The 18,386-nt window shown below is 72.5% G+C and carries 19 protein-coding genes; 1 reads left to right on the top strand and 18 read right to left on the bottom strand.

The window, feature by feature from the left end; all coding sequences use genetic code 11:
* From atpA to ACFUC1_RS16420, 11 genes are all read right to left on the bottom strand, one after another.
* On the bottom strand, positions 1-1,632 hold a 1,632-nt coding region (atpA, locus tag ACFUC1_RS16470), incomplete at its 3' end, for a F0F1 ATP synthase subunit alpha (RefSeq protein WP_379121691.1).
* A 103-nt stretch (positions 1,633-1,735) separates the two neighbouring features.
* The gene (locus ACFUC1_RS16465) at positions 1,736-2,551 is read right to left on the bottom strand and encodes a F0F1 ATP synthase subunit delta (RefSeq protein ID WP_379121689.1); all 816 of its coding nucleotides are present in this window, start codon (positions 2,549-2,551) and stop codon (positions 1,736-1,738) included.
* Entirely contained in the window at positions 2,551-3,129 is a 579-nt protein-coding gene (locus tag ACFUC1_RS16460) for a F0F1 ATP synthase subunit B (RefSeq protein WP_379121687.1), read from the bottom strand. Before ACFUC1_RS16460 ends, ACFUC1_RS16465 begins: the two co-directional genes overlap by 1 nt.
* A gap of 47 nt (positions 3,130-3,176) precedes the next feature.
* Positions 3,177-3,386 carry an ATP synthase F0 subunit C gene (gene atpE, locus ACFUC1_RS16455; RefSeq protein WP_310155013.1) on the bottom strand — a complete coding sequence of 70 codons (210 nt, stop codon included), beginning with the start codon at positions 3,384-3,386 and terminating at the stop codon, positions 3,177-3,179.
* A gap of 97 nt (positions 3,387-3,483) precedes the next feature.
* A complete protein-coding gene (gene atpB, locus ACFUC1_RS16450) occupies positions 3,484-4,293 on the bottom strand; it encodes a F0F1 ATP synthase subunit A (RefSeq protein ID WP_379121693.1) in 810 nt (269 codons plus the stop codon).
* 181 nt (positions 4,294-4,474) lie between these two features.
* Positions 4,475-4,921 carry a hypothetical protein gene (locus tag ACFUC1_RS16445; RefSeq protein ID WP_379121685.1) on the bottom strand — a complete coding sequence of 149 codons (447 nt, stop codon included), beginning with the start codon at positions 4,919-4,921 and terminating at the stop codon, positions 4,475-4,477.
* 241 nt (positions 4,922-5,162) lie between these two features.
* Positions 5,163-5,849: a hypothetical protein gene (locus tag ACFUC1_RS16440; RefSeq protein WP_379121683.1), complete on the bottom strand. Its 687-nt coding sequence runs from the start codon at positions 5,847-5,849 to the stop codon at positions 5,163-5,165.
* 204 nt (positions 5,850-6,053) lie between these two features.
* Complete coding sequence (locus ACFUC1_RS16435) at positions 6,054-7,172, bottom strand: glycosyltransferase family 4 protein (protein WP_379121681.1); 1,119 nt, start codon at positions 7,170-7,172, stop codon at positions 6,054-6,056.
* 55 nt (positions 7,173-7,227) lie between these two features.
* Positions 7,228-8,508 carry a serine hydroxymethyltransferase gene (gene glyA / locus ACFUC1_RS16430; RefSeq protein WP_379121679.1) on the bottom strand — a complete coding sequence of 427 codons (1,281 nt, stop codon included), beginning with the start codon at positions 8,506-8,508 and terminating at the stop codon, positions 7,228-7,230.
* Positions 8,498-9,316, bottom strand: coding sequence for an L-threonylcarbamoyladenylate synthase (locus ACFUC1_RS16425; protein WP_379121677.1), 819 nt, complete (start codon positions 9,314-9,316; stop codon positions 8,498-8,500). The genes glyA and ACFUC1_RS16425 overlap by 11 nt, the downstream gene beginning before the upstream one ends.
* 71 nt (positions 9,317-9,387) lie before the next feature.
* Positions 9,388-10,065 (bottom strand): NADPH-dependent F420 reductase, encoded by a 678-nt coding sequence (locus ACFUC1_RS16420; RefSeq protein WP_379121675.1) that lies wholly within the window; start codon positions 10,063-10,065, stop codon positions 9,388-9,390.
* Between the two features lie 102 nt (positions 10,066-10,167).
* Between ACFUC1_RS16420 and ACFUC1_RS16415 the strand changes: the two genes are divergently transcribed.
* On the top strand, positions 10,168-10,752 hold the full coding sequence (locus tag ACFUC1_RS16415) for a TetR/AcrR family transcriptional regulator (RefSeq protein ID WP_379121673.1): 585 nt from the start codon (positions 10,168-10,170) through the stop codon (positions 10,750-10,752).
* 6 nt (positions 10,753-10,758) lie between these two features.
* On the opposite strand, the gene prmC is transcribed toward ACFUC1_RS16415, so the two are convergent.
* From prmC to ACFUC1_RS16380, 7 genes are all read right to left on the bottom strand, one after another.
* Complete coding sequence (gene prmC, locus ACFUC1_RS16410; RefSeq protein ID WP_379121671.1) at positions 10,759-11,619, bottom strand: peptide chain release factor N(5)-glutamine methyltransferase; 861 nt, start codon at positions 11,617-11,619, stop codon at positions 10,759-10,761.
* Positions 11,616-12,692, bottom strand: a complete 1,077-nt coding sequence (prfA, locus tag ACFUC1_RS16405; RefSeq protein WP_379121669.1) for a peptide chain release factor 1 — start codon at positions 12,690-12,692, stop codon at positions 11,616-11,618. Before prfA ends, prmC begins: the two co-directional genes overlap by 4 nt.
* Before the next feature lie 127 nt (positions 12,693-12,819).
* Positions 12,820-13,035 carry a 50S ribosomal protein L31 gene (rpmE, locus tag ACFUC1_RS16400; protein ID WP_379121667.1) on the bottom strand — a complete coding sequence of 72 codons (216 nt, stop codon included), beginning with the start codon at positions 13,033-13,035 and terminating at the stop codon, positions 12,820-12,822.
* 99 nt (positions 13,036-13,134) lie between these two features.
* Positions 13,135-15,252 carry a sensor histidine kinase gene (locus ACFUC1_RS16395; RefSeq protein WP_379121665.1) on the bottom strand — a complete coding sequence of 706 codons (2,118 nt, stop codon included), beginning with the start codon at positions 15,250-15,252 and terminating at the stop codon, positions 13,135-13,137.
* Complete coding sequence (locus ACFUC1_RS16390) at positions 15,249-16,694, bottom strand: glycosyltransferase family 2 protein (protein ID WP_379121663.1); 1,446 nt, start codon at positions 16,692-16,694, stop codon at positions 15,249-15,251. Before ACFUC1_RS16390 ends, ACFUC1_RS16395 begins: the two co-directional genes overlap by 4 nt.
* Positions 16,691-17,830, bottom strand: coding sequence for a HEAT repeat domain-containing protein (locus tag ACFUC1_RS16385; protein ID WP_379121661.1), 1,140 nt, complete (start codon positions 17,828-17,830; stop codon positions 16,691-16,693). Before ACFUC1_RS16385 ends, ACFUC1_RS16390 begins: the two co-directional genes overlap by 4 nt.
* Positions 17,827-18,210 (bottom strand): response regulator transcription factor, encoded by a 384-nt coding sequence (locus ACFUC1_RS16380; protein ID WP_379121659.1) that lies wholly within the window; start codon positions 18,208-18,210, stop codon positions 17,827-17,829. Before ACFUC1_RS16380 ends, ACFUC1_RS16385 begins: the two co-directional genes overlap by 4 nt.
* Positions 18,211-18,386: the final 176 nt, after the last annotated feature.

Here is an 18,386-nt window from a genome sequence, read left to right as displayed (position 1 = left end):
CTTCTGCTTGACGATCTGCTCCTGCTCGACCTCGTGCTCGAGCTCGCCCGGGTCGGCCTCGTGGCCGACCGGGGTGGTCTCGGAACCGGAGGCGGCGAACTGCTCCTTGAACGCCTTGACGGCGTCCTCGAGCCCGGAGCGGGTCTCGTCCTCGAACTTCTTGGACTCGCGGATGGCGTCCAGCAGGCCCTTCTTCTCCCGGCGCAGGTAGTCCAGGAACTCGGCCTCGAACCGGCGGACGTCCTCGACGGCGACCGAGTCGAGCTGGCCCGAGGTGCCGGCCCAGATCGAGACGACCTGCTCCTCGACCGGGTACGGCGCCGACTGCGGCTGCTTGAGCAGCTCGACCAGGCGGGCACCCTTGGCGAGCTGGGCGCGGGACGCGGCGTCGAGGTCGGACGCGAACATGGCGAACGCCTCCATCGCGCGGAACTGCGCGAGGTCGAGCTTCAGGCGGCCCGAGACGTCCTTCATCGCCTTGATCTGCGCGGCACCACCGACACGGGACACCGACACACCCACGTCGATCGCCGGGCGCACGTTGGCGTTGAACAGGTCGGCCTGCAGGTAGATCTGGCCGTCGGTGATCGAGATGACGTTGGTCGGGATGTACGCGGAGACGTCGCCGGCCTTGGTCTCGATGATCGGCAGGCCCGTCATCGAGCCGGCGCCGAGCTCGTCGGAGAGCTTGGCGCAGCGCTCGAGCAGCCGGCTGTGCAGGTAGAAGACGTCACCGGGGTATGCCTCGCGGCCCGGCGGGCGGCGCAGCAGCAGCGACACGGCGCGGTAGGCCTCGGCCTGCTTGGACAGGTCGTCGAAGACGATGAGGACGTGCTTGCCCTGGTACATCCAGTGCTGGCCGATGGCCGAGCCGGTGTAGGGGGCGAGGTACTTGAAGCCGGCCGAGTCGGAGGCGGGAGCCGCGACGATCGTGGTGTAGTCGAGGGCACCGGCCGCCTCGAGGGTGCCGCGCACCGAGGCGATGGTGGAGCCCTTCTGGCCGATGGCGACGTAGATGCAGCGGACCTGCTTCTCCGGGTCGCCCGACTCCCAGAACTCCTTCTGGTTGATGATCGTGTCGACCGCGACCGTGGTCTTGCCGGTCTGGCGGTCGCCGATGATGAGCTGGCGCTGGCCACGGCCGATCGGGGTCATCGCGTCGACGGCCTTGAGGCCGGTCTGCAGCGGCTCGTGGACCGACTTGCGCTGCACCACCGTGGGCGCCTGAAGCTCGAGCGCGCGGCGCTCGGTGGCGCCGACCTCGCCGAGGCCGTCGATCGGCTGGCCGAGCGGGTTCACGACGCGGCCGAGGTACTCGTCGCCGACGGGGACCGACAGGACCTCGCCGGTGCGCTTGACCTCCTGGCCCTCCTCGATCTTGGAGAAGTCACCGAGGATGACGACGCCGATCTCGTGGACGTCGAGGTTGAGCGCCAGGCCCAGCGTGCCGTCCTCGAACTCGAGCAGCTCGTTGGTCATGGCCGAGGGCAGGCCCTCGACGTGGGCGATGCCGTCACCGGCGTCGACGACGCGGCCGACCTCTTCGCGGGAGGCCGCGCCGGGCTCGTAGGACTGAACGAAGTTGTCCAGTGCGTCCCGGATCTCCTCCGGACGGATCGAAAGCTCCGTCATCTGACTCTCTTCTCCCTTGGTGGTGCAGCTGCCGGCTCGGGCTGAGCCGACCTCTGTCGTGTGTCCTGCGTTGTCGGTTGGGGGTGCAGGCGGCGCGCGGCCGTCAGCTCCCGGTGATGTGCCGTCGCGCCTCGTCGAGCCGCCGCAGCACGGTGCCGTCGACGACCTCGTCGCCGACCTGCACCCGGATGCCGCCCATGACGTGCGGGTCGAGGACCTGCTGGAGCTGCACCGGCTTGCCGTAGATGTTCTGCAGCGCCGCGGCGAGCCGCTCGCGCTGCTGGGCGGTGAGGTCGTGCGCCACCGTCACGACGGCGGTCACCTGCTCACGCCGCTGGGCGGCGAGGGCGAGGTATGCCTCGAGCGTCCGGTCGAGCTTGCGGCCCCGGGGGGCGAGCACGGCCTGGCGCGCCAGTCGGAGGGTCTCCGGTGCGGTCTTGCCCTCCAGCAGCCGCTGCACGAGCTCGGCCTTGGCCTGGGGGTCGCCCTGCCGGTTGGTCAGCGCGTCACGCAGCTCGGGGTTGGCCGCCACGGTCCGCTCGAACCGGAAGAGCTCGTCCTCCACGCGGTCGATCCGGCTCGCCTGCTCGGCGCCCGCGAGGACGGCAGAGATGCCGAGCTCCTCCACGGTGTCGGGCAGGTCGCGCTCGGCGGCCCAGCGCTGGCCGGCGAGGTTCTTCACCACGACGACCGTCTCGGGGGTGACCTTGCCGGTCAGCAGGCGCTCGGCCAGGGCGGCCTTGTCCGACCCCTCGCGCGAGGGGTCGGCGAGGGCCCGGCGCAGCGTGGCGGAGCCGTCGATGGTGGTCGCGACCGCGAGCAGCTCGTCACCGAGCCGGCTGCGGTCGACGCCCCCGGCCAGCGCGGCGTCGAGCGCCTTGCTGCCGGCGAGCGCAGCGGCCCGCGACGAACCACGCATCAGGCGCCCTCCCCGACCTTCTCGGGCTTGACGTCGCCGGCCTCGAGCTCGGCGAGGAAGCGGTCGACGATCCCGCGCTGGCGCGCCTCGTCCTCGAGCGACTCCCCGACGATGCGGCTGGCCAGGTCGGTGGACAGGCGGCCCACCTCGCTGCGCAGCTGGACGACCGCCTGCTGGCGCTCGGCCTCGATCTGCTTGTGCGCAGCCTCGGTGATGCGAGCCGCCTCGGTCTGCGCGTGGCCGCGCATCTCGGCGACGATCGCCGCACCCTGCTCGCGAGCCTCCTCACGGATGCGCGCGGCCTCCGCCCGGGCCTCGGCCAGCTGGGCCTGGTACTGCTCGAGGGCAGCCTGGGCCTGCTGCTGGGCCTCCTCGGCCTGCTGCATGCCGCCCTCGATCGCGGCGGTGCGCTCGGCGTACACCTCCTCCATGCGCGGCACCACCTTCGTCTTGTACAGCCAGTACAAGATCGCGAAGGCGATGACCCCGACGATCATCTCGGCAGGGTGCGGGAGCAGCGGGAAACCCGAAGGGAAACCGTTGGTCTCCCCGGCGGCAACCACGGATGCGGTAATCACATCGCGTCCTATCTGTTGGAGCTCGGGAGGGTGGGACTAGGGGGAGGTCAGCCCTTGAAGACGAACGCGAACACCAGACCGAGGATCGCGAGCGCCTCGGTGATGGCCATGCCGGTGAAGGCGATGGTCTGGAGCATTCCGCGAGCCTCGGGCTGGCGGGCGACACCGTTGATGTAGGCGGCGAAGATCAGGCCGACACCGATGCCGGGGCCGATCGCGGCGAGGCCGTAGCCGAGGAAGGCGATGTTGCCGGTCATTTTCGATCCTTTCGGTGGCACCGGGAGGGGTTCCCGGTGTCGTGGGTGTGTGTTCAGTTGGTGCTGCGGACGGGACCGGGGCCCCGGGACTGTGGGGTCAGTGGTGCTCGGAGACCGCGTCGGCGATGTACAGCGCGGCCAGCAGGGTGAAGATGAACGCCTGCAGGAACTCGATGAGCAGCTCGAAGAACGTCATGCCGATCGAGAAGCCGAAGGACAGCACGCCGGAGAACTTGAGGAACAGGTTGCCGCCGTGGAGCAGGAGGTACTCACCGCCGAGGATGAACACCAGCAGCATGAGGTGGCCGGCGAGCATGTTGCCCATGAGTCGCAGCGCCAGGGTCAGCGGCCGGATCACGAAGTAGGTGAGGAACTCGAGCACGAACAGGATCGGCTTGAGCCAGCCCGGCAGCCCCGGCGGGACGAGGGACTTGAAGTAGGCCAGAACGCCGTGCTTCCGGCGGATCGCGACCGTGTGGTACGTGATGTACACGATCAGCGTGAGCACCAGCGGGATGCCGAGGCGGCTCATCGTCGGGAACTGCACGAAGGGCACGATGCCGAAGACGTTGTTCAGCAGGATCAGCGTGAAGAGCGTGAACAGCAGCGGCAGGAACTGCAGGAAGTCCTTGCTGCCGATGATGTCGCGGCCGATCGTGTTGCGCACGAAGTTGTACGTGCCCTCGACGAGGAACTGGCGCCGGCTCGGGACCACGGAGAGCTTGCTGCTGGTGCCGACGAAGAACCACGCGAGGATGCCGACCGAGATCAGCAGCACGAGCGCGGGGCGCGTGAAGGTCCAGGGGCTGTCACCGCCGATCAGCGGCCACCAGAAGTTCGCGACGCCCGGCGTCTGAAATCCGCCCTCGCCGCCGCCGGCGGCGGGGACGACGCCGGCAATGTGCATGGGCACCACGTTCAGGCTCACAGCCTCTCCTCCAGTGAAGTGTCGAGCAGCCGCACCGCCGCTCCGGGTCGGGGGCCAGTGCAGCAGGAACTGCGCGGACGGACGCTGGCCGGAGTCGTGGCGTACGACAGCCCGTACGCTACCCGACCCCGACGGCCACCCGCGACGCGGGCTGTGGCGCTCACGGCGCCACCGTCCCGCTGTCCGGCTCGTCGTAGACGGGCACGCGGGCGCGCCGCCACGCCAGCACCTGCGCCGCCTGCCAGACGAGCACGGTGACGAGCATCGCGATCCCGGCTGCGACGCTGTCGAGCGAGTCGATCCGGCGGACGACGACCAGCACGCCCAGGAGCACGAGCACCTGGGCGAAGTAGACCGCCATGCCGACGGCCATGAAGAGCATCGGCTCGCTGCGGTCGCGCACGAACCGCCCGACCATCACGAGGCCGGACGCGAAGAACGCCAGGGCGATGACGACGCCGACGAGGCCGGCCACACCCCCGGTGAGGCCGCGGACGACGCCGAGCACGACCGACGTGACGAGGCCGGCGACCGCCGCGGGGACCAGGGCCCGGCGGAGCACCACGTGGAAGAGGTTGTCACCCCGGGGCGTGGTCTGCTGCGACATGGTCTGGCCTGCCTGGTTCGTCGGGGCTGGGTGCCTGGCGAAAGAGGGTCGGGACGCCGTCTCCGGCGCTTGTGAAAGCTATCACAAGCTCTCCCCCGGGCCCAAACCACACCCTGGTCCCGGCCAGGGACCACCGTCCCGGGACGGCAGCAGGCAGCCCCGCCCCCGGGCGCCGGGGACGGGGCTGGGCGATGGAGCAGGTGCCGCGGGTCCGCCGGGGCCAGCCGCGCGGACCCCGGGGTCAGCCGCGCGACCGCATGAGCCGCCGGAGCGTGCCGAAGATCCCGAGCGCCGCGAAGACGACGAACATGACGAGGTCGGAGCCGTACGAGCCGAGCACCTTGGGGTCGAAGAGGTTCGCCGCGACCATGTCGAGGGCCGACGGGTAGCCGAGGGCCTGGCCCTCGGGCGTGCCGTGGTAGTCCACGATGTCGCCGGCCACGATGGCCAGGAAGGACAGCACCACGCCGGCGACGATGACGCCGACCAGCGGGACCAGCCCGCGGCGCGGGACCGCCCGGGCGCCCTTGGTGTACAGCCACGTGGCGAGACCGGCGATGAGGAAGCTGGAGATCGAGGCGATGTAGCCCAGCCTCCAGATGAGTACCGAGGTGAGCATGCCGAGCGGGATCGCGGCGAGCGACCACAGGATGCCGCGCGGGACGATCTCGACCGGCTGCGCCGCCCGCACGGGGGCTCCGACGGGCACGGGTGCCGCCGCGCCCGGCGTCGCCGGCGCGGGTCCCGTGGCGGAGGCTGCCGCAGGTGCCGGGGCGAAGGCTGCCGCGGGTGCCGGGGCGGAGGGCGCCGCGGAGGGCGTCGAGGCCACCGGTGCGGTGGGCGACGTGGTGGGGACGGCGGCCTCCCCGCTGCGGTCGGGCTGGTCGGGCAGCGTGGCGTCGGCAGCCGTGTGGTCGAACGAGCTCATGGTGTGGGTCCCCCCTCTGGTCCTGGAACGGAGCGGGGGAACCGTACGGCCGTCCGGGGTCGGGTGGGGCGCGAATCGGGCGAACTCGCCCCGATCGGCCGATCCCGGGGCTCGGGCGGGCGCGGTGGCCTCGGGCGGGCGCGGTGGCCTCGGGCGGGCGCGGGTGGCCTCGGGCGCGCGCGGGCGGGCCCGGGTGGGCCCGGGTCAGGTGACCCGGCGGGGCCGGTGCCCGGGGGTGGACCAGCGGGGCAGCCAGACCGTGAGCACGCCGGCGACGACCACCGCCACGAGGACGCCGATCGCCGCGACGAGCGGGTCGGGCACGAGGACGAAGCTCACCGACCCCAGGGAGGTCACGGCCGCCCACAGCCACAGCAGCAGCACGGCCCGGCGGTGGCCGTGACCGATCTGCAGCATCCGGTGGTGCAGGTGCTGCTTGTCGGGCTGCCAGGGGCGCTCCCCCCGGCGGGTGCGGCGCACGACCGCGAGCAGGATGTCGACGAGCGGCAGCAGGATGATCGCGAGCGGCACGACGAGCGGCAGCAGGGTCGCGGCCACCGGGTTGGTGCTGACCTGCGACGGCGTGACGTTCCCCGTGGTGGAGATCGTGGCCGCCGCCAGCAACAGGCCGAGCAGGAGCGCCCCCGAGTCGCCCATGAACAGCCGGGCGGGGTGGTAGTTGTGCGGGAGGAACCCCAGGCAGCAGCCGATCAGCGCGGCCGAGATGAGGGTGGCCGAGGAGAACACGTTCGGCGGGTCGAAGGTGCGCGAGATGCCGTAGCTGTAGATGAAGAACGACGTTGCCGCGATGACCACCACCCCCGCCGCGAGCCCGTCGAGCCCGTCGATGAAGTTGACGGCGTTGGTGAAGACGACGACGGCGAAGACGGTGAGCCCCACCATGATCGGCGTCGGCAGCACCGTCACCCCGCCGATCGGGAGCTGGAAGAGCTGGATCCCGCTGAACGCCATGATGCCGGCGGCGAACATCTGGCCGCCCATCTTGGTCAGCCAGTCCATCTCGCGGATGTCGTCGATCGCGCCGATGAGGCACACGATCGCTGCGCCGTAGAGCACGCCCTTGAGCTCGGGCCCGAGGACGAAGACCTGGCCGAGGAACGGCAGGTGGCTCGCCGCGAGCATCGACGCCGCGAACCCCAGGAAGATCGCCACTCCCCCGAGCCGTGGGATCGGGGCGGAGTGGACGTCCCGGTCACGGACGGGGGTGAAGGCCCCGAGGCGCACGGCGACGGCACGCAGCAGCGGCGTCGCGGCATACGTCACCACCGCGGCGACCATCAGGACCAGGAGGTACTCGCGCACCCACGTGCCTCTCGGGCGGGATCGGGGACCGGGCGTCCGGGCTCTGCGCCGGCGGTCATCCCCGAGGGTATGCCGGGAAGCTGGTGACGAGCTCCGTCACGCCCGCGCGGACCTCCTTGGAGACCGCGTGGTCGGGGTCGGCGTCCCCCTCGACGACTGCCTTGGCGATGAGGTCGGCGATGGTGCGCATCTGCTCGGTCCCCATGCCCTGGGTCGTCACGCAGGGCGTGCCGACTCGGATGCCGCTGGCGATGTTCGGCTTCTGCGGGTCGAACGGGATGGCGTTCTTGTTGAGCACGATGCCGGCCGCGTCGGCACGGGCCTCGGCGTCCGCGCCGGTGACACCCACGCCCTGCAGGTCGTGCAGCGACAGGTGGGTGTCGGTGCCGCCGGTCGTGGGCCGGATCCCCTTCTCCCCCAACGCGGTCGCGAGGACCGAGGCGTTCTCGATGACCTGCTTGGCGTACGCCTGGTACTCGGGCGTCGCGCACTCCTTGAAGTTGACCGCCTTGGCCGCGATGGTGTGCATCTGCGGGCCGCCCTGCATCATCGGGAACACAGCCTTGTCGAGCTTGGCGGCGTGCTCCTCCTTGCAGACGAGGGCGCCCGAGCGCGGGCCGCGCAGCACCTTGTGGGTCGTGAAGGTGACGACGTCCGCGTACGGCACGGGGCTGGGGATCGCCTTGCCGGCGACGAGGCCGATGAAGTGGGCGGCGTCCACCCAGAAGATCGCGCCGACCTCGTCGGCCAGCCTGCGGAAGAACTCGAAGTCGATGAGGCGCGGGATCGCCGAGCCACCGGCGAGGATCACCTTGGGCCGGTGCTCCTTGGCGAGGCGCTCCACCTCGGCGTAGTCGATGTTCTCGGTCTCGCGGTCGACGCCGTAGTGGACGGCGTTGAACCACTTGCCCGAGAACGACACCTTGGTTCCGTGGGTGAGGTGGCCGCCCATGGGCAGGGCCATCGCGAGGATCGTGTCGCCAGGCTGCATGAACGCGCCGTAGACCGCCTGGTTGGCGCTCGCACCCGAGTGCGGCTGGACGTTCGCGTGGTCGGCGTCGAAGAGGGCCTTGCACCGCTCGATGGCGAGGTTCTCGGCCTTGTCGACCTCCGAGCAGCCGCCGTAGTAGCGGCGGCCGGGGTAGCCCTCGGCGTACTTGTTGCTCAGGGTCGAGCCGAGCGCGGTGAGCACCTCGGGGCTCGACATGTTCTCGCTGGCGATCAGCTGCAGGCCGCCGCGGATGCGGTCGAGCTCGGAGACGAGGACACCGGCCACCTCCGGGTCGAAGGCCTCCAGCGCGCCGAAGTCGGAGCCGTAGAAGGTGTCAGCGCTCATGGGTCTCTCCCGGGGTGTCGGCAGCGGGCTCGGGGGTCGGGGGCAACTCTAGGGCGTCGTCGCCCGCGGCCCCGGAGGCGTCCGCGGACACCTCGGAGGCCTCTCCCGCGGCCTGCGCCGGGGCAGGCTCCCCCGCGGCGGCGGACGGCTCGGCAGCCTCACCCGCGCCCTCGGCCAGGCGCTCGAGCACGGCGTCGATCTGGTCCTGGGTGATCGCGCCGGCGCGCAGGACGGTCGGCGTGGGGCCGGTGCAGTCGACGATGGTGGACACCTCCATGCTCGTCGTGGGGCCACCGTCGAGGTAGACCGAGACGGCGGCGCCGAGCTGGGCGGCGGCGTCGGTGACGGTCGTCGCCGGCGGCCGGCCGGTCAGGTTGGCGCTCGTCACCGCCATCGGGCCCACCTCGGTCAGCAGCGCGAGCGCGACGTCGTCCTGCGGCATGCGCAGCGCGACCGTGCCGTTGGTGTCGCCGAGGTCCCACGCCAGCGACGCCTGCGCGGTGAGCACCAGGGTCAGCGGCCCCGGCCAGAACTCGGCGATCAGGTCGCGTGCGTACGCCGGGACGTCGGTGGCCAGGCCGTCGACGGTCCGGACGCTGGGGACCAGGACCGGCGGCGGCATCTCGCGCCCGCGGCCCTTGGCCGCCAGCACGGAGGCGACCGCCTCGGCGGAGAACGCGTCGGCGCCGACGCCGTAGACGGTGTCCGTCGGGAGGACCACCACCTCCCCGGCGCGCACGGCCTCGGCGGCCCTGGCGACCCCCTCGGCGCGACCCTCGTCAGTGGTGCAGTCGTAGACCGGGCTCATGCGGCACAGCCTATTGCGGCCGACCTGCGGGACGACCGCTGCCCCGGGTCACGCCGAGGTGGCGACTGCCGTCAGCGCACGACTCGGAAGTTGAACGACGCCGTGCCGAGCGTCTGCATCAGGCGCAACCAGACCGGCAGCAGCATCTCGGTCCCCCGGGCGCCGGTGATGTCGCCGAGGTCGATGACGTCGGTGTGGCCGAAGGCGTGGAGCAGCTCGGTGACCGTGTCCCTGGCCGCCTGGTCGTTGCCGGCGACGAAGACGGTGGACTCCTCCCCGAGCGACTTCGGGTCGACCATCAGGGCGGCGTTGAGGGTGTTCAGCGACTTGACGATGCGGGCCTGCGGGAACGCGCGCTGGAGCTGCTCGCCGAGGGAGTCGGTGTCCTTGACGAACAGGCTCGGCGGGAACCCCTGCGAGAAGTCGAGCGGGTTGGAGATGTCGAGCACGACCTTGCCGGCGAGGTTGTCGGCCCCCGCCTGCTCGAGGGCGGGCAGGGCGCCCTCGCCGCTGGTGGCGTTGACGACGAGCTCCGCACCCGCGGCGGCATCGGCCATGGCGACCAGCCGGGCCGCCGGGTGCGCCTCGAGCCAGGCGCTGAACGGCGGGTTGCCCATGCCGTCCGGCTCGGTGCGGGCCAGCGTCGCCTCGGGGTCGCGCGTGCCGACGACGACGTCGTGGCCCAGCTCGAGGAGGCGGCCGGCAAGGGCCTGGCCGACCATGCCGGTGCCGAGGACTGCGATGTTCATGGGTGCTCCTTGGGGACGGTTCACGGGGTAGACAGACTTGTCTACTCAGCTGCCGCCGACCGTAACAGACAGACCTGTCTACCCACAAGGTATGCTGGTCCGGTGACGACGACGGCCCCTTCCGGCTCAGCCCGTGAGCGCATCCTCCAGACGGCCACGCGCCTCTTCTACGCCAAGGGGATCCGGGCCGTCGGGATCGACCTGATCATCGCCGAGTCCGGCGTCGCCAAGGCGACGTTCTACAAGCACTTCCCGTCCAAGGACGACCTCGTCGTGGCCTACCTCGACGGTGTCGACGCGGCGTGGACCGCGCAGCTGCGGTCGGCCGCGGCCGCGGCGGGCGACGACCCCGCCGACCAGATCGTGGGCCTCTTCGGCGCCCTGTCCAGCGCCTGCCTCTCCGAGGGCTACCGCGGCTGCGGCTTCATCAACGCCGCCGCCGAGTCCCTGCCGGGCACCCCGGTCCACGACCGCACCGTCGCGCACAAGACCGCCGTCCTGGAGTGGGTGCGGGACCTCGCCGCGGCCGCCGGCGCCACCGACCCCGACGGGCTGGCCCGGTCGATCACCCTGCTGCTCGACGGCGGCCTGGCCAGCGGGTCGCTCGACGCGAGCCCGGAGGCGCCGGCGGCGGCAGCCGCAGCAGCCCGCGCCCTCGTCACCGCAGCGACGACGCGAGCCGCCTGAGCGGCGTCAGGCGCGGGTGGCGACGGTCGCGCGCGGGCGACCGGTCAGGTCGGCGTGGTCGACGACGTCGGTCCACTCCCCCGTGCGGCGCAGCGCGGCGGGCAGCGCCTCGCCCTGGCTGTCGGCGTGCTCCATCACGAGCGTCCCGCCCGGGCGCAGCAGCCCGGCCCCCCGGCGCGCCACCGCGAGCGGGATCGCGAGGCCGTCCTCGCTGCCGCCGTACAGGGCGACCTCCGGGTCGTGGTCGCGGACCTCGGGGTCGAGCGGCACCATGCCCACCGGGATGTAGGGCGGGTTGGAGACGACGACGTCGACGGTGCCGTCGAGCTCGGGGTACGCCGCGGTGGCGTCACCCAGGCGCAGGTCCACCGGCAGCCCGCTCGCCTCGACGTTGCGTGCGGCCCAGGCGTGCGCCTCCACGGACAGCTCCACGGCGTGCACCGTCGCGCCGGGCACCTCGTCGGCCACGGCGAGCGCGATCGCGCCCGAGCCCGTGCACAGGTCGACGACCACCGGGGCCGGGCCGCTCGCCCGCGCCGCCTCGATGGCGAACCCGGCCACGACCTCGGTCTCCGGGCGGGGGGTGAAGACGCCGGGACCGACGCTCAGGGTCAGGTGGCGGAAGTGAGCCCGCCCGGTGAGGTGCTGCAGCGGCAGCCGGGCGGCCCGCTCGGCGACCAGGCCGGCATACCGGTCGGCGAACCCGGCACCCGCCTCCTCGAGCAGCACCATCCGCCGCCGGACGTCGGAGACGTCGCACCCGAGCGCGTGCGCCGCGAGCGCGAGGGCGTCCGCCTCCGGCGAGGGCACCCCGGCGTCGGCGAGGGCACGGGTGGCGGCGACGACCTCCGCCCGCAGGGTGCTCACCCCTCGGCGACCGCGGCGAGCCGGGCGGCCTCGTCCGCGTCGACGGCGGACTGCACGACCGGGTCCAGGTCGCCGTCGAGGACGGTGTCGAGGTTGTACGCCTTGAACCCGGTCCGGTGGTCGGAGATGCGGTTCTCGGGGAAGTTGTAGGTGCGGATCCGCTCGCTGCGGTCGACCGTGCGGACCTGGCTCTTGCGGGCCTCCGCGGACGCGGCCGCGGCCTCGTCCATCGCCATCTGGTGCAGCCGGGCGCGCAGCACCCGCATCGCCGACTCCTTGTTCTGGAGCTGGCTCTTCTCGTTCTGGCACGACACGACCACGCCCGTCGGCAGGTGGGTGATGCGCACCGCAGAGTCGGTGGTGTTGACCGACTGGCCCCCGGGGCCGGACGAGCGGTAGACGTCGATCTTGAGGTCGTTCGGGTCGAGCTCGACCTCGACCTCCTCGGCCTCGGGCATGACCCAGACACCGGCCGCCGAGGTGTGGATCCGGCCCTGGCTCTCGGTGACGGGCACCCTCTGGACGCGGTGCACCCCGCCCTCGTACTTGAGCCGCGCCCACGGGGCGTCGCCGGGCTCGGGCGTGCCCTTGGCCTTCACGGCCACCTGGACGTCCTTGTAGCCACCGAGGTCGGACTCGGTCGCGTCGATCACCTCGGTCCTCCACCCGCGGCGCTCGGCGTAGCGCAGGTACATCCGCAGCAGGTCGCCGGCGAACAGCGCGGACTCCTCGCCGCCCTCCCCCGCCTTGACCTCGAGGATGACGTCGCGGTCGTCGTCGGGGTCGCGCGGGACGAGCAGCCGGCGCAGCCGGTCCTCTGCCGCCGACAGCTGCTCCTGCAGGGCCGGCACCTCCTCGGCGAACGAGGCGTCCTCGGTGGCGAGCTCGCGCGCGGCCGCCAGGTCGTCCTGGGCGGCGTGCCACGCGTGGTATGCCGCGACGGTCGGTCCCAGCGCGGCATACCGCTTGTTCACCTTGCGGACCAGGTCGAGGTCGGCGAGGACGGCGGGGTCGGCCAGCTGCGCCTCCAGGGCGGCGTGCTCCTCGACGAGGGCGGCGGCGGACTCCAGCATGGGCGCTCTCCGGTGTCGGTGGACGCCACGCGGTGGCCGCGCGGCGGGGTCGGGTGGGGCGGGGTCTCTCGGGAAGACAAATGCGCCGGCCCCGACCAGTGAGGTCGGGACCGGCGCATCGCGGAAGCTACTTGGCGGCCTTCTTGCCGTAGCGCGCCTCGAAGCGGGCCACGCGGCCACCGGTGTCGAGGATCTTCTGCTTGCCGGTGTAGAACGGGTGGCAGTTCGAGCAGACCTCGGCGTGGATGACGCCGTTCGCAGCGGTGCTGCGGGTCTCGAACGTGTTGCCACAGGTACAGGTCACCGTGGTGGCGACGTACTCCGGGTGGATGTCCTTCTTCAAAGCGTGCTCCTTGAGTCGGTGTGGCCGGGTCCGCGGGATCTGCCCGTGCTGCGGTGAACCGGTCAGCGGTCAAGTGTGCCAGACGTGGCGCACCTTCTCCTAAACGGCGTCGAGGCGGGCGGCATTCCCCGCCGCGACGGCCCCCACGAGCGGCAGGAGCACGCGGATCGTGGTGCCCGTGCCCTCGACCGACTCGAGCTCGAGGTCGCCGCCGTGCCCGGCGACGATGGAGCGCGCGATCGCGAGCCCCAGGCCCGTCCCCGGGATGGCCTGGTGGGTGGCGTTGCTGGCCCGGAAGAACCGCTGGAAGAGGTTGGCCTGCTCCGAGGCCGGGATGCCGATGCCCGTGTCCGAGACCGTCACGACGACACGGTCGTCGTCCGCGTGGGCCGACAGGTCCACCCGCCCACCGGACGGCGTGAACTTCACGGCGTTGGAGCCGAGGTTGATGAAGGTCCGCTCCATGTGCTGCTGGTCCACGCGCACGACCAGGCCGGGGTCGACGGCCGCGAGGCGCAGGTCGACACCCGCCGCCGCGGCGCTGGGCCGCAGCACCTCCACGACGCCGCCGAGCAGGCGGGCGACGGGCACGTCCTGCAGGCTCGGCTGGACACCGGAGGCCTCGATCCGGTTGAGCACCAGGAGGTCCTCGATCATGCCGCGGAGCCGGACGGCGTTGCGCCGGATGGTGCCGAGGGCGTCGAGCTGGGAACGGGTGAGGTCGCCGTAGTCGCCGTCCTCGAGCATCTCGAGGTAGCCGGCGATCGAGGTCAGCGGGGTCCGCAGCTCGTGCGACACGGTCGCCAGGAAGTCGGTCTTCTGCCGGTCGAGCTCGGTGAGCCGGGTGAGCTGGTCGTCCTGCAGCTCGCGCAGCCGCAGCGAGACGATCGACTGCGCGACGTACCCGGCGCACTGCTGGGCCGCCTGGATCTCGTGCCGGCGCCACCGGCGCGGCCCGTCGACCATCATCACGGACAGGACGCCGAGGCCCTGCTGGCCCACCCCGAGCGGCACCATGAGCAGGCTGCGGGCCCCCGTGGCCCGGTAGAACCGCTTGGCCCGGTCCTGCTCCTGGACCACGGGCTCGAGGAAGTCGGGCACGGCGAAGAACGAGCCGGCCCGCCGCAGCTCCTCGTTGACCTGGGCCACCTCCTGCCCGAGCGACGGTGGCAGCGGCGGCAGGTCGGGCAGGTCGTACCGCCGCCACTGGGTGCGCTGGTCGATGTGGCCGGCCTCGTCGTGGGTGTAGAGCAGGACCCGGTCGGCCGCCAGGCCCTCGCCGAGCATGGCGCACACGGCATACACGGCCGAGTCGATGTCGGGGGCGCCGTGGACCTCCCTCGCGACGTCGAGCGCCAGCTGGTGCAGCAGCAGGACGGAGGCCTGCTGCTCCTGCAGGACGAGGTTGGCGCGGGTGAGGCCGTTGAAGTCCGCGGCCAGGCCGCGCACCTCGGCGGCGCCGGTGGCGTCGTCGGCCGCGGCGTCACGGTCGCCGTCGCGGTGGCGTGCGACCACGGCGCGCAGCCGCTCGAGGGGGCGCGACACCGAGCGGCGCAGGAGCAGCCCCCACAGGGCCAGGAGGACCGTCGTGAGCACCACGGCGACGGCGAGCAGGGCGGTGGCGGTGCCGGAGGACGAGCGGACGTCGCGGCGGACGCGGTCGCGCTCGGCCTTGAGCTCGGCGGCCAGCGCCCGGTTGCTGTCCCGCACCTGGCGGAAGGCGCGGATGGCGTCGGCCTGCGTGCTGCTGGTCACGGACAGCGACTGCCCGAGGCTGGCCTCGGCCTTCTCGGCCGCGTCGAACCAGGCCTGGACCGCGGCGCGCTGCGCCTCGAGCAGCGGGGCGTAGCGGCCCCGGCGGGAGTCGTCGAGGGAGTCCGAGGCGATGGCGCTGCCCACGTGGTCGAGGTCGGCGGTGACGAGGTCCTTCTTGAGCCGGTACCGGATCACGGGCACGGCGCCGTTGACCTCCTGGCTCCACCCCGACTCGGCCTCGGTCATGTCCAGCAGCGCCGTGTTGTTGGACTCCACGGCCGGCCCGAGCGAGAGCGTGAGGACCGAGGCGGCCTGGTTCTGGTGCACCAGCTGGGCGAAGACCAGGCCGAAGAGCAGCGGCAGGACCACGAGCAGGCTCCCCGCGAGGACACGGACCTGCACCGCGACCGACCGGCGGGCCAGGCCTGCCCCTCCCCGACGCCGGCGCGGGCCCGCGGTCACGGCGTGTCGCCGCCCTCGAAGCCCGTACGCGTCATGACGCCCCACACCTGCTTGCGCCCCCGCAGGCTGGCCCACCAGCCCTCGAGGCGCCACCACACGGTGAGCTGGCGGTACCCGACGTTCTCGAGCACCGAGGACAGCAGGATCAGGCCGAGGTCGCGCCAGCGCTCGTGCCGGTGGAAGGCCCACTCCTCCACGGCCAGAGCGGCCAGGGTGACGAGGACGGCATACCCGTAGGCGAGCAGGAGGAACAGCAGGGCGAAGGGCACGTCGACGACGCCCAGCCACAGCGCGAGCGGCAGGATGACGATGCCGTAGGCCTCGAGCAGGGGTGCGAGCAGCTCGAACAGCCAGTAGTACGGCAGGGCGACCCAGCCGACGCGGCCGTAGCGCTTGCGCAGCAGCATCCCCCGGTAGGCCCAGAGGGTCTCCCACAGGCCGCGGTGCCAGCGCCGCCGCTGGTTGCGCATGACCCGGAACGTCGACGGGGCCTCGGTCCACGACACCGGCTCGGGGACGAACTGCACGCGGTAGTCGCGGTCCTCGTCGCGCAGGTGCCGGTGGATGCGCATGACGAGCTCGAAGTCCTCGCCGATGCTGGTGTGGTCCAGCCCGCCGACCTCGACGAGGATGTCGCGCCGGAACAGGCCGAACGCGCCGCTGATGAGGATGAGGCCACCGAGCCGGGACCAGCCGGTGCGGCCGAGCAGGAACGCCCGGAAGTACTCCACGACCTGGATCCGCGGCAGCCACGTGCGCGGCAGGGCGACCTTGACCACACGCCCCGACACGACGCGGCAGCCGTTGACCGCACGGATCGTGCCGCCGGTCGCGACCATGCGCGTCGGGTCGTCGGAGAACGGCTGGGCGACCCGGAGCAGGGCGTCGGGCTCCAGCACCGAGTCGGCGTCGATGACAGCCACGAGCGGCTCGGTGGCCGCGTTGATGCCGGTGTTGACGGCCTCGGTCTTGCCGGAGTTGTCCTTGGTGACGACGAGCAGCCGCGTGCGCCCGTCGCGCGGGACGTAGACGCCGCGCAGTGCGGCCTCGACGTGCACGTCCTGGGGCAGCACGCGCGGGATCTGGACGAGGTCGAAGGCCTCGACGAGCCGGTCCAGCGTCTGATCGGTGCTGCCGTCGTCGACCACGACGACCTCGTGCCGCGGGTGCCGCAGGGAGAGCAGGGCCTTGACCGAGGTGACGATCCCGGCCTCCTCGTTGTGCGCGGGCACGAGGACGGACACGCCGGGCGTGAGGGACCGGCCCATGGTCTGCACGCCGGCCTCGTCGCGGCGTCGCTGGGCGCGGATCTCCAGTGCTGCCAGCACGATCGTGACGAGGTAGGAGGAGTTGATGAGGACGAAGTAGACGAGCACCGGGATCGTGGTGACCTCCAGCAGCCACACGACGCCCGGGCGCAGCGACTCCAGGAAGCCGGTCACCGGGCGTTCCCGGGCTCGTCGGCCGAGGCCTCGCGCACCGCGTCCGGCACGCCGTCCCGGAGCGCCGCCACCGTCACCGCGGAGGCGACCGGCAGGCCGCGCCGGGCGTCCCAGACACCCTCCTGCGCCGTGCGCGCCTCCCCCTCCTCGACCGGCGCGACGACCGCGCGCCCGCGCGGCCCGAGCTCGAGCAGGCTGGTGGCGGCGATCTCGGCCAGGCGCGGGTCGGGGTCGGAGAGGAGCGCGCCGAGGTGCGGGACCGCGGCGGGGTCGCCGAGGGCGCCGAGCGCCTCCGCGCAGATGCGTCGCAGGGGCAGCGGGTGCGCCGCGCCGGTGTGCTCGGCGAGCACCTCCACGTCGTCGGCGGCGCCGATGTTGCCCAGCGCCGTCGCGCTGGTCTCGCGCACGGTCAGGTCGGGGTCGGACCGGACGAGCTCGCGCAGGGCCGGGACGCTGCGGCGGAAGCTTCCCACGCCGCTGACGTACGCCGCCACGGTGCGGGTCGTCGAGCTGCTCGACCCGAGGGCGTCGACGAGTGCAGGTGCGACGCCGACACCGAGGCTGCTCACCGCGTCGGCACCGATGCCGGCCGGTATGCCGTGCTCGGCCCCCACCGCGGCCAGCAGCGGCGCCGCGGCCGTGGGCTCGCCGAGCTGGCCGAGGGCCTGCGCCGCGGCCACCCGGACCTCCAGCGAGGAGTCCTGGAGCGCGGTGATCAGCAGCGGGAGGGCGCTTCCGACGCGGCACAGGCCGAGCATCTGGGCAGCGCGCGCCCGCTCGCGCTCGCTGCGACTGCGCAGGTGGTGCGGCGCGCGCTCGAGGGCACCGTGGGTCAGCAGGACCATGGACAGCTCGTCCGTCGGAGCGCCGCGCACCTTCTGCAGGAACTCCACCACCGCGTCGTCGACGACGCCGCGGACGGCCACGGGCGCCTCCATCAGGGCCTGCAGGTGGCTGCCGTCCTCGTCCTCGCCCGCGGCCAGGGCCACGAGGTGGAGGCGGTACGGGGCGAGGGCGGCCCGGGCCGCCTGCTCACGCCTGGTCCGCAGCACCTTGGTTAGGACCACGACCACCGCCAGTGCCACGACGCCCACGAGGACGGCGAGGGTCGCGACGACCAGCGTGTGCCAGCTCATCGGGCCCGGGCGAGGATCCCGTTCACGCGGTGCAGGAGCTCGCGAGGGCTGAACGGCTTGATGACGTAGTCGTCCGCCCCGACCGCGAAGCCGGTGTCGACGTCGGTGTCACGCGACTTGGCCGAGAGCAGCAGGACGGGGGTCGTGGGGGTCTCGCTGTCCCGGATCTTGCGCAGGACGTCGATGCCGGACAGGCCCGGCATCATCACGTCGAGGATGACGAGGGCGGGGGCCTCCTGCTGGTAGGCCTCCCAGGCGGCCAGGCCGTCGGGGACGGCCTGCACGGCGTAACCGGCCTGGCTCAGCTTGAAGTCGACGAGGTCTCGGATGTCCGGGTCGTCGTCGGCGACGAGCACCCGGATCCCCTGTGGCGTGGTCAACGTCGGTCCTCTCTGGCTACCAGCGCATGTACGGGCTCAAATGTACGGTGCCGCACGTCACCGCGTCGGTCGGGACATGCGGGGTGGACGGACGCGCGGCGAACGGGTGGCCGGGTCCGTCCCTGCGGCCACCGGGGTCCGACCGTTCGTACGAGGGCCCGGCACCTGTGTGGTGC

This window comes from Pedococcus sp. NPDC057267 (genome assembly GCF_042668795.1).
Lineage (GTDB): Bacteria > Actinomycetota > Actinomycetes > Actinomycetales > Dermatophilaceae > Pedococcus.
The sequence above is the reverse complement of the archived record's forward strand: the minus strand, read 5'-3'. Positions and strand labels throughout refer to the sequence as shown.

What these genes read in the sequence shown, in the direction of transcription:
- ACFUC1_RS16465 (WP_379121689.1), bottom strand. Translation starts at nt 2,551, where the DNA reads ATGCGTGGTTCGTCGCGGGCCGCTGCGCTCGCCGGCAGCAAGGCGCTC.
- prfA (WP_379121669.1), bottom strand. Translation starts at nt 12,692, where the DNA reads ATGCTGGAGTCCGCCGCCGCCCTCGTCGAGGAGCACGCCGCCCTGGAG.
- ACFUC1_RS16425 (WP_379121677.1), bottom strand. Translation starts at nt 9,316, where the DNA reads ATGAGCCCGGTCTACGACTGCACCACTGACGAGGGTCGCGCCGAGGGG.
- ACFUC1_RS16420 (WP_379121675.1), bottom strand. Translation starts at nt 10,065, where the DNA reads ATGAACATCGCAGTCCTCGGCACCGGCATGGTCGGCCAGGCCCTTGCC.
- ACFUC1_RS16445 (WP_379121685.1), bottom strand. Translation starts at nt 4,921, where the DNA reads ATGTCGCAGCAGACCACGCCCCGGGGTGACAACCTCTTCCACGTGGTG.
- ACFUC1_RS16440 (WP_379121683.1), bottom strand. Translation starts at nt 5,849, where the DNA reads ATGAGCTCGTTCGACCACACGGCTGCCGACGCCACGCTGCCCGACCAG.
- ACFUC1_RS16385 (WP_379121661.1), bottom strand. Translation starts at nt 17,830, where the DNA reads ATGAGCTGGCACACGCTGGTCGTCGCGACCCTCGCCGTCCTCGTGGGC.
- atpE (WP_310155013.1), bottom strand. Translation starts at nt 3,386, where the DNA reads ATGACCGGCAACATCGCCTTCCTCGGCTACGGCCTCGCCGCGATCGGC.
- glyA (WP_379121679.1), bottom strand. Translation starts at nt 8,508, where the DNA reads ATGAGCGCTGACACCTTCTACGGCTCCGACTTCGGCGCGCTGGAGGCC.
- atpB (WP_379121693.1), bottom strand. Translation starts at nt 4,293, where the DNA reads ATGCACATTGCCGGCGTCGTCCCCGCCGCCGGCGGCGGCGAGGGCGGA.